At 77.2% G+C, this 10,410-nt stretch carries 1 protein-coding gene; it reads right to left on the reverse strand.

Features of this window, described 5'->3' with window-relative positions:
• Positions 1 to 62: 62 nt before the first annotated feature.
• The gene (locus tag ACFYNO_RS22170) at positions 63 to 10,397 is read right to left on the reverse strand and encodes an SDR family NAD(P)-dependent oxidoreductase (RefSeq protein WP_388014908.1); all 10,335 of its coding nucleotides are present in this window, start codon (positions 10,395 to 10,397) and stop codon (positions 63 to 65) included.
• Positions 10,398 to 10,410 lie beyond the last annotated feature (13 nt).

The raw sequence follows: 10,410 nt of genomic DNA on the forward strand, positions 1-10,410 counted from the left end.
GGAGCGGGGCGCTGTGCCCGGGAGCGGGGCGAGGGGTGCCGGCGCCGGCACCCCTCCCCGGCCTAGTCCAGTTTCCCCAGCTCCTCGTCGAGCAGCTCGAACAGCTCGTCCGCCGTCGCCGTGGCCAGCCCCGCCGTCCCGTCCGCCGCGGGCTCCGGGCCGGTCTCGCCGGCCCACCTCGCCGCCAGGGCGCGCAGCCGCATCCCGACCCGCGCCCGGTGGTCCTCGTCCACCGGGCCGGCCTCCTCCAGCAGCGACTCCAGCCGCATCACCTCCGCCTCGACGTCGAGTGCGCCGGCCTCCTCCCCCACCAGCTCCGCGAAGAGGTGCTCCGCGATCGCGGCCGGGGTCGGGTAGTCGAAGGTGAGCGTCGAGGAGAGCCGCAGGCCGGTGTCGGCGCTGATCCGGTTGCGCAGTTCCAGCGCCGAGAGCGAGTCCACGCCCAGTTCGCCGAAGCCGCGCGCCGGGTCCACCGCCTCGGCGCCGGCGTGGCCGAGCACCTCGGCGACGTGGCCGCGCACCGTCTCCAGCAGCAGCGGCCGGGTCCACACCCGCGGGCCCGCCGCGGCCGGTGCCGCCTGGGCGGCCGTGCGGCGCACCACGCCCCCGGCGCCCAGTGCGCGGACCAGCGGGGGCGCCTGCTCCGTCGGCCGGACCCGCATCGGCAGCAGCAACGGCCGGTCCGAGCCGAGCGAACGGTCGAAGAGGGCGAGCGCCCGGTCCACCGGCAGCGGCTCGACGCCGTCCCGGGCGAGCCGGCGCAGCTCGGTCTCGCCGAGCGAGCCGGCCATCCCGGAGCCGGTGTCCCACAGGCCCCAGCCGAGCGAGAGCGCGGGCTGCCCGGCCGCCCGGCGGTGCGCCGCCAGGGCGTCCAGGAAGGCGTTCGCGGCCGCGTAGTTGCCCTGTCCGGCGGCGCCCAGGGTCGCGGCGGCCGAGGAGAAGAGCACGAAGGCCCGCAGGTCCTGGCCGGCCGTCAGCTCGTGCAGGTGCCAGGCCGCCGCCGCCTTCGGCCGCAGCACCGCGTCCAGCCGCTCCTCCGTCAGCGCGCCGACCAGCGCGTCGTCCAGCACCCCTGCGGCGTGCACCACGGCCGTCAGCGGGTGCTCGGCCGGGATGCCGTGCAGCAGCTCGGCCATCGCCGCCCGGTCGGCCGCGTCGCAGGCGGCCACCGTCACGGTCGCGTCCAGCTCGGCCAGCTCGGCCGGCTCGGCCGGCTTCCCGCCGGTGCGGCTGGTCAGCAGCAGGTGCCGCACGCCGTGCTCGGCGACCAGGTGCCGGGCCAGCAGCCGGCCCAGGCTCCCCGTTCCGCCCGTGATCAGCACGGTGCCCTCCGGGTCCAGCCCGCCGAAGGCCTCGCCGCCCGCCGCCGGGGCCAGCCGCGGGACGTACGCCCGGCCGGCCCGCAGCGCCAGCTCCGGCTCCCCGGTGGCCACGGCCGCCGCCAGCGCGGCCGCGGAGGCCGGGTCCCCGTCGAGGTCCACCAGCACGAACCGGCCGGGGTGTTCGACGGCCGCCGCCCGCACCAGGCCCCACACGCCGGCCTGGGCCAGGTCCGGCAGGTCGCCGTCCAGCCCGACCGCGCCCCGGGTGACGACCACCAGCGGCCCGTCCCCGGCCGACCGCTCCCGCAGCACGGCCAGCGCCCGGTGCGCGGTCCGGCGCGCTCCTTCCACCGGGTCCGGGCCGGGCTCGGCCTCGATCGCCACGGTCTCCGGCGCGAGCCGCACGCCGTCCGCCGCGAGCGGCGCCAGCGGCTCCCAGTGCAGGGCGAAGAGATCGCCGGAGCCGCCGGCGGCGGCGTTCAGCTGCTCCGCCGTCACCTGACGGATCCGCAGCTCCGCGACCGCCGCCACCGGCGCGCCCGTGCCGTCGAAGAGCTGCAGGCCCAGCTGCTCGGGGCCCTGCTGGGTGAGCCGCAGCCGGACCGCACAGGCGCCCGCCGCGTACAGGGTGACGCCCTCCCAGGAGAACGGCAGGGTCATCACCGTCGGGTCCTGTCCGTCCAGCAGGTCGATGGCGTGCAGCGCGGAGTCCAGCAGCGCGGGGTGCAGGCCGAACCCGTCGGCCACCGCGCCCTCCGGCAGCGCCAGTTCGGCGTAGACCTGGTCGCCGAGGCGCCAGGCGGCGCGCAGGCCGCGGAAGAGCGGGCCGTAGCCGTAGCCCTGCTCGGCGAGCCGGTCGTAGCTGCCGGCCAGGTCGACCGGCACGGCGCCGGCCGGCGGCCAGTCCGCCAGTGCGGCGGGCTCGGGCGCGGTGGCCGGCGCGAGCACGCCGTGGGCGTGCCGGGTCCAGGCCGCGCCGCTCTCCTCGCCGCGGGCGTGCACGGTGACCGGCCGGCGCCCGGCCTCGTCGGCGGCGCCGGTGACCACCTGGAGCTGGAGGCCGCCCCGGGCGGGCAGCACCAGCGGGCGTTCGATGGCCAGTTCCTCGAGCAGTCCGGCGCCCACCCGGTCGCCCGCCTGCACGGCCAGCTCCACGAAGGCGCTGCCCGGCAGCAGCACCACGCCCGCGACGGCGTGGTCGGCCAGCCACGGATGGGTGCTCAGCGCGAGGCGTCCGGTGAGGGCCGTGGTGTCGCCCTCGGCCAGCCGGAGTTCGGCGCCGAGCAGCGGGTGCCCGGCGGCCGCCTGTCCGACTCCCGCCGGCGAGCCGACGGCTGACGGTCCGTCGTCCAGCCAGAGCCGCCGCCGCTGGAAGGCGTAGGTCGGCAGGTCGATCCGGCGCACGGCCGTGCCCGCGTAGATCCGCTCCCAGTCGATCGGCACGCCGCGCACCTGCAGCGCCCCCAGGGCCGCCGCCAGCGCGACGGGTTCCTCCCTGTCCCGGCGCAGCACCGGCACCAGCTCGGCCCGCCCGGGGTCGGCCAGGCAGTGCGCGCCCATCGTGGCGAGCACCGCGTCGGGGCCCAGCTCCAGGTAGGTGCCGACCTGCTCCTCCTCCAGCACCCGGATCGCGTCGGCGAACCGGACGGCCTCGCGGACGTGCCGCACCCAGTACTCGGGCGAGGTCAGCTCGGCCGCGCCGGCCCGCTCGCCGGTCAGCGTGGAGACGATCGGCAGCCGCGGCTCGGCGAACCGCACCGTGCGCGCGACCTCGGCGAACTCCGCCAGCATCGGGTCCATCAGCGGCGAGTGGAACGCGTGGCTGACCGGTAGCCGCTTGGTCCTGCGGTGGGCGAAGGCGGCTTCGACCGCGGCCACGGCCTGCTCGGTGCCCGAGACGACCACGGCGTTCGGCCCGTTGACGGCGGCGAGCCCGGCCTCCGGGCCGAGCTGCTGCAGCACCTCCTGCTCGGCCGCGTCCACGGCCAGCATCGCGCCGCCCTCGGGCAGTTGCTGCATCAGCCGGCCGCGGGCCGCGACCAGCCGGCAGGCGTCGGGCAGCGAGAGCACCCCGGCGACGTGCGCGGCGGCGAGCTCGCCGATGGAGTGGCCGGCCAGGAAGTCGGGCCGGATCCCCCAGGACTCCAGCAGCCGGAAGAGCGCCACCTCGATCGCGAAGAGCGCGGCCTGGGTGGTCCGGGTCCGGTTCAGCGGTTCGGCGTCCGCGCCGAAGACCAGCTCGCGCAGCCCGTCCTCGAAGTGGGCGCAGACCTCGTCGAAGGCGCGCCGGAAGGCCTCGTGCTGCTGGTACAGCTCCCGGCCCATGCCGGGGCGCTGGGCGCCCTGGCCGGTGAAGAGGAAGGCCAGTTTGCCGGCCGCCGGCCTGCCGCGCAGCAGTCCGGGCGCCGTTCCGCCCGCCGCCAGTGCGGCCAGTCCGGCCGCCAGTTCCTCGCGGTCGCGGGCGACCAGGGCGGCCCGGTGCGCGAACTCCGAGCGGCCGGTGGCCAGCGAGTAGGCGAGGTCGGCGATCGGCGCCTCCGCCCGCTCCGCCAGCTTGGCGGCCTGGGCCGCCAGCGCCTCCGGGGTGGCGCCGGAGAGCAGCACGGGCAGCAGCGGCGGCGCGGTGCCGGCCGGCTCCGCGGCGGGCTCGGCGGCGGACTCGATCACCAGGTGGGCGTTGGTGCCGCTGATACCGAAGGAGGAGATGCCGGCCCGGCGCGGCCGGTCGGTCTCCGGCCACTCCTGATGATCCGTCAGCAGCCGGACCTCGCCGGCCGTCCAGTCCACCTTGCCGGAGGGCCGGTCCACGTGCAGGGTCTTGGGCAGCAGGCCGTGCCGCATCGCCTGGACCATCTTGATCACGCCCGCGACGCCCGCGGCGGCCTGGGTGTGGCCGAGGTTGGACTTGACCGAGCCCAGCCACAACGGCCGCTCGGCCGGGCGGTCCTGGCCGTAGGTGGCGAGCAGCGCCTGCGCCTCGATCGGGTCGCCGAGGGTGGTGCCGGTGCCGTGCGCCTCCACCGCGTCCACCTCGGCGCCGGTCAGCCCGGCCTGCGCCAGTGCGGCGCGGATCACCCGCTGCTGCGAGGGCCCGTTGGGCGCGGTGAGGCCGTTGGAGGCGCCGTCCTGGTTGACGGCCGAGCCGCGGATCACGGCCAGCACCCGGTGGCCGTTGCGCCGGGCGTCGGAGAGCCGTTCCAGCAGCAGCATGCCGGCGCCCTCGGAGAGCGCGGTGCCGTCCGCGCCGTCGGCGAAGGACTTCGCCCGGCCGTCGGCGGCCAGGTTGCGCTGGCGGCTGAAGTCCACGAAGGTGTCGGCCGTCGACATCACCGAGACGCCGCCGGCCAGGGCGAGCGTGCACTCGCCGCCGCGCAGCGCCTGCGCGGCCAGGTGCATCGCCACCAGCGAGGAGGAACAGGCGGTGTCCACCGAGAGGGTGGGGCCCTCCAGGCCGAGGGTGTAGGCGACCCGGCCGGAGGCGACGCTGCCCAGGCTGCCGTTGCCCAGGTAGTCCCGCACGTCCTCCGGGGCGTTGCTCAGCCGGCTGCCGTAGTCGTGGTACATCACCCCGGCGAAGACGCCGGTGGCGCTGCCGCGCACGGCGTGCGGGTCGAGGCCGGCCCGCTCCAACGCCTCCCAGGAGGTCTCCAGCAGCAGCCGCTGCTGCGGGTCCATGGCCAGCGCCTCGCGCGGCGAGATGCCGAAGAAGTCCGGCTCGAAGTCGGCGGCGTCGTGCAGGAACCCGCCCTCGCGGGCGTAGCTGTGGCCGGCCTTGCCCGGTTCCGGGTCGTAGAGCCGGTCCAGGTCCCAGCCGCGGTCGGCCGGGAACGCGGAGATGCCGTCGCCGCCGTCGGCGAGCAGCTGCCACAGCTCCTCGGGGGTGCTGACGCCGCCGGGGAACCGGCAGGCCATGGCCACGATGGCGATCGGCTCGTCCGCGGACTGCCCTGTGCCGCCGGCGGGTTCGGCGGGCTGGTCGGTGCCGAAGAGCTCGGTCCGCAGGTGGCCGACCAGCGCGGTGGGGTCCGGGTAGTCGAAGACCAGGGTGGCCGGCAGCCGCAGCCCGACCGCCTGGCCGAGCCGGTTGCGCAGTTCCACGGCGGTCAGCGAGTCGAAGCCCCAGTCACGGAACGCCCGCCGCGGCTCGAGCACCAGGTCCGGGCCGTGGCCCAGCACGGCGGCGACCTGGCCGCGGACCAGCTCGAACAGCGCGGCGTCGCGCTCGGCCGGGCCGAGGGCCGCCAGGCCGGTCGGCGCACCGCCCGGGGCGGCCGCGGCCGCGCGCCGGGCGGCGGCGGGCGGCAGCAGGCCGCGCAGCAGCGGGGCGGGCGGGCCGGCCGAGCGCAGCGCGGGCAGGTCCAGGCCGATCGGCAGCAGCAGCGCCCGGTCCCCGGCGAGCGCCCGGTCGAAGAGCGCCAGGCCCTCGGCGGTGGCGATCGGCCGGACGCCGGCCCGGGCCATCCGCGCCACGTCCGCCTCGCTCAGGTGGGCGGTCATGCCGGTGCGCTGCTCCCAGAAGCCCCAGGCCAGCGAGAGTCCGGGCAGGCCGAGGGCCCGGCGGTGCAGGGCGAGGCCGTCGAGGAAGGCGTTGGCGGCGGCATAGCCGGACTGGCCGGCGCCGTCCAGGGTGCCGGCGGCGGAGGAGAAGAGCACGAAGGCCTTCAGGTCCAGGCCGGCGGTGAGTTCGTGCAGGTGCCAGGCGGCGTCCGCCTTGGGCCGCAGCACGGCGTCCAGCCGCTCCGCGGTGAGGGCGGTGGCCAGGCCGTCGTCCAGTGCGCCGGCCAGGTGCAGCACGGCGGTCAGCGGGCGGTCGGCGGGGATGGCGGCGAGCAGGTCGGCCAGCTGCTGGCGGTCGGCGGCGTCGCACTTGGCGACGGTGATCTGCGCGTCCAGGTCGTCGAGCCCGTCCTGGGCGATGCCGCTGCGGCCGGCCAGCAGCAGGTGCCGCACGCCGTGTTCGGCGACCAGGTGGCGGGCCAGCAGGCCGCCGAGCACGCCGGTGCCGCCGGTGATCAGCACGGTGCCCTCGCCGCCGAGCGGGCCCGCGGTGCCGCGCGGCGCGCTCCGGGCCAGCCGGGGGACGTGCACCCTGCCGTCGCGCAGCGCGAGTTGGGACTCGCCCGAGGCGGCGGCGGCGTACACCTGCTGCTCGGTGCTCGCCGGGTCGGCGTCGACCAGCACGATCCGGCCGGGGTGCTCGCCCTGCGCGGCGCGGACCAGGCCCCAGACGGCGGCCGCCGGCAGGTCGGTGACGGCCTCCGTGTCCACCGCCACCGCTCCCCTGGTGAGCACCACCAGGCGGGCGGCGTCGGCCGGTTCGCCGTCCAGCCACTCGCGCAGGGCCGCCAGTACCTCGCCGCAGACAGCCCTGGTACCGGCGGCCGGGTCGCCCTCGATCCGACGGACCGTCAGCAGCTCGAACTGCGCGCCGTCCAGGGAGGGCTCCGCGGCGAGCACCGGCCAGTCGAGCCGGAACAGCGCGTCCGGGCGGCCCGCCGCGCCGAGCGCGGCGGGGTCGACGGCGCGGCTGGCCAGCGCGTCCACCGAGGCGACCGGGGTGCCGGTGCCGTCGCCGAGTTGGATGCTCGGCGCCTCACCGCCGGTGATCCGCACCCGCAGCGCCCGGGCGCCCGTGGCGTGCAGCGAGACGCCGGTCCAGACGAACGGCAGCCGGGCCTGCCCGGCCTCCTCGGCGCCGAGGCCGGCGGCGTGCAGGGCGGCGTCGAAGAGCGCCGGGTGCAGGGCGAACCGGTGCTCCTCCAGCGGGAGTTCGATCTCCGCGAAGACCTCGTCCGCGCGCCGCCAGGCGGCCCGCAGGCCCTGGAAGGCGGGGCCGTAGTGGTAGCCCTGCTCCGCCAGCCGCTGGTACACGCCCGCCACCGGGAGCGGGACGGCGCCGGCCGGCGGCCAGGCCGCCAGGTCGAAGCCGGGTTCGGCGGTGTCCGGCTCCAGCAGGCCGCCGGCGTGCCGGGTCCACTCCCCCGCGCCGTCCTCGGGGCGGCTGTGCACGGTCAGCGGACGGCGGCCCGAGCCGTCCGGTTCGCCGACCTGGAGCTGGAGTTGGACCGCGCCCCGCTCGGGCAGCAGCAGCGGTGCCTCCAGGGTCAGTTCGGCCACCCGGCCGCAGCCGACCTCGTCGCCGGCCCGGACGGCCAGCTCGACGAAGGCCGTGCCGGGCAGCAGCACGGTGCCGCCCACCGCGTGGTCGGCCAGCCAGGGCGCGGTGGCGGTGGCGAGCCGGCCGGTGAAGAGCACGCCGCCGCCCTCCGCGACGGCCACCGAGGCGCCGAGCAGCGGGTGCCCGGCGGCGGTCAGGCCGGCCGCCGCCACGTCGCCGACCGCCTGCGAGGTGCCCAGCCAGTACCGCTCGCGCTGGAAGGCGTAGGTGGGCAGGTCCACGGTGCGCACCGGGGTCCCGGCGAAGACGGCCGCCCAGTCCAGCGCGAGGCCGTGCACGTGCGCCTCGGCCAGCGAGGTGAGGAACCGCTCCGGGCCGCCCTCCTCGCGGCGCAGCGAGCCGATCCCGGCCACCTCGGCCCCGGCCGCCTGCGCGGTCTCCTCCACGCTGTGCAGCAGCGCGGGGTGCGGGCTGCACTCGACGAAGACGCCGTAGCCGCTCTCCAGCAGCGCCCGGGTGGTGGACTCGAAGAGCACGCTCTGCCGCAGGTTGGTGTACCAGTACTCGGCGTCCAGGCCGGCGGTGTCGAAGGGCGCGCCGGTGACGGTGGAGTGGAACGGCACGTCGGCGGTGCGCGGGCTCAGCCCGGCGAGTTCGCCGAGCAGCCGCTCGCGGATGGTCTCCACGTGGGCGGAGTGCGAGGCGTAGTCCACCGGCAGCCGCTTGGCCCGGACCTCCTGCGCGCGCAGCGCCTGCTGCAGCCGGTCCAGCGCGTCTCCGTCGCCGGAGACCACCACGGAGGCCGCGCCGTTGACGGCCGCCACCGAGAGCCGCCCCTCGTATTCGGCCAGCCGCTCGCGGACCCGCTCGGCGGGCAGCGCCACCGACATCATGCCGCCGCCGAGGCCGGAGAGGCCGTCGGCGATGGCCCGGCTGCGCAGGGCGACCACCTTGGCGCCGTCGGCGAGCGAGAGCGCGCCGGCCACGCAGGCGGCGGCGATCTCGCCCTGGGAGTGGCCGATCACGGCGGCCGGCCGCACCCCGTGGGAGCGCCAGAGCTCGGCCAGCGACACCATCACGGCCCAGAGCGCGGGCTGCACCACATCGACCCGCTCCAGCGGGTCCCCGTCGCGGATGGCCGCGAGCAGGTCCCAGTCGGTGTGCGGCGCCAGCGCCTGTCCGCACTCGGCCATCCGCTCGGCGAAGACCGGTGCGGAGTCGAGCAGTTCGGCGGCCATGCCGATCCACTGCGAGCCCTGGCCGGGGAAGACGAAGACGGTCCGGGCCTCGGTCTGCCGGCCGCCGCGCACCACGTTCGCGACGGGGCCGCCGGCCGCCAGCCCGGCCAGGCCGGCGGTGAGCGCGGCGCGGTCGGCGCCGATCACCACCGCGCGCTCGCCGAGGGCGGCGCGGCCGGTGGCCAGGGTCCAGGCGAGGTCGGGCAGCGGGGCGTCGTCCAGGTGGTCGAGCAGCCGTTGGGCCTGGGCGGCCAGCGCCCGTCCGTCCTTCCCGGACAGCACCAGCGGCAGCGGCCCGGCCGTCTCGCGCTCCCGCGGCGGGAGTTCGGGCTCGGTGACGGCCTCCAGGATGACGTGGGCGTTGGTGCCGCTGATGCCGAAGGAGGAGACGGCGGCCCGGCGCGGCCCGCCGTGCTCCGGCCAGTCCCGGGCCTCGGTGAGCAGTTCGACCGCGCCCTCGGTCCAGTCCACCTGCGGGGTGGGCCGGTCGACGTGCAGGGTCTTGGGCATCCGGCCGTGCCGCATGGCCATCACCAGCTTGATCACGCCGGCCACGCCGGCCGCGGCCTGGGTGTGGCCGATGTTGGACTTGATCGAGCCGAGCCACAACGGGCCCTCCCCGGACCGGTCCTGGCCGTAGGTGGCGAGCAGCGCCTGGGCCTCGATCGGGTCGCCGAGCGGGGTGCCGGTGCCGTGCGCCTCCACCAGCTGCACCTGGTCGGGGGTGAGCCGGGCGTTGGCCAGGGCCTGGCGGATCACCCGCTGCTGGGAGGGGCCGTTGGGGGCGGTGAGGCCGTTGGATGCGCCGTCCTGGTTGATCGCGGAGCCGCGGACCACGGCCAGCACCCGGTGCCCGTGCCGCTCGGCGTCCGAGAGGCGCTCCAGCAGCAGCATGCCGACGCCCTCGCCCCAGCCGGTGCCGTCCGCCGAGGCGGCGAAGGACTTGCACCGGCCGTCCAGCGAGAGGCCGCGCTGCCGGCTGAAGTCCACGAAGGTGTCGGGGGTGGACATCACGGTGACCCCGCCGGCCAGCGCGTAGGCGCACTCGCCGGTGCGCAGCGCCTGCACGGCCAGGTGCAGGGCGACGAGGGAGGAGGAGCAGGCGGTGTCCACGGTGACGGCGGGGCCTTCCAGGCCCAGGGTGTAGGAGACCCGGCCGGAGGCGACGCTGCCCAGGTTGCCGTTGCCGAGGTAGCCCTCGACGCCCTCCGGCACCTCGGCCAGCCAGCTGCCGTAGTCGTGGTACATCACCCCGGCGAAGATGCCGGTCCGGCTGCCGCGCAGGGTGTGCGGGTCGATGTTGGCGCGCTCGAAGGCCTCCCAGGAGACCTCCAGCAGCAGGCGCTGCTGCGGGTCCATGGCGATCGCCTCGCGGGGCGAGATGCCGAAGAAGGCGGCGTCGAACCGCGGCGCGTCGTGCAGGAACCCGCCCTCGCGGACGTGGGTCCTGCCCGGCGCGTCCGGGTCGGGGTCGTACAGCCCCTCGACGTCCCAGCCGCGGTCGGCGGGGAACTCGCCGACCGCGTCGACGCCTTGGTCGACCAGCTGCCACAGCTGCTCGGGCGAGGCGACGCCGCCGGGGTAGCGGCAGCTCATCGCGACGATGGCGATCGGCTCCTGGGCGGCGGCCTCGATCCGGGTGTTCTGCAGGCGCAGTCGTTCGTTCTCCAGCAGGGACTCGCGCAGCGCCTCGACGATCTGCTCGACTGGTGTGTCCACGGTCGGTGTCGCT

Source organism: Kitasatospora sp. NPDC006697 (assembly GCF_042869935.1).
In the GTDB taxonomy this organism is placed as follows: Bacteria; Actinomycetota; Actinomycetes; order Streptomycetales; family Streptomycetaceae; genus Kitasatospora.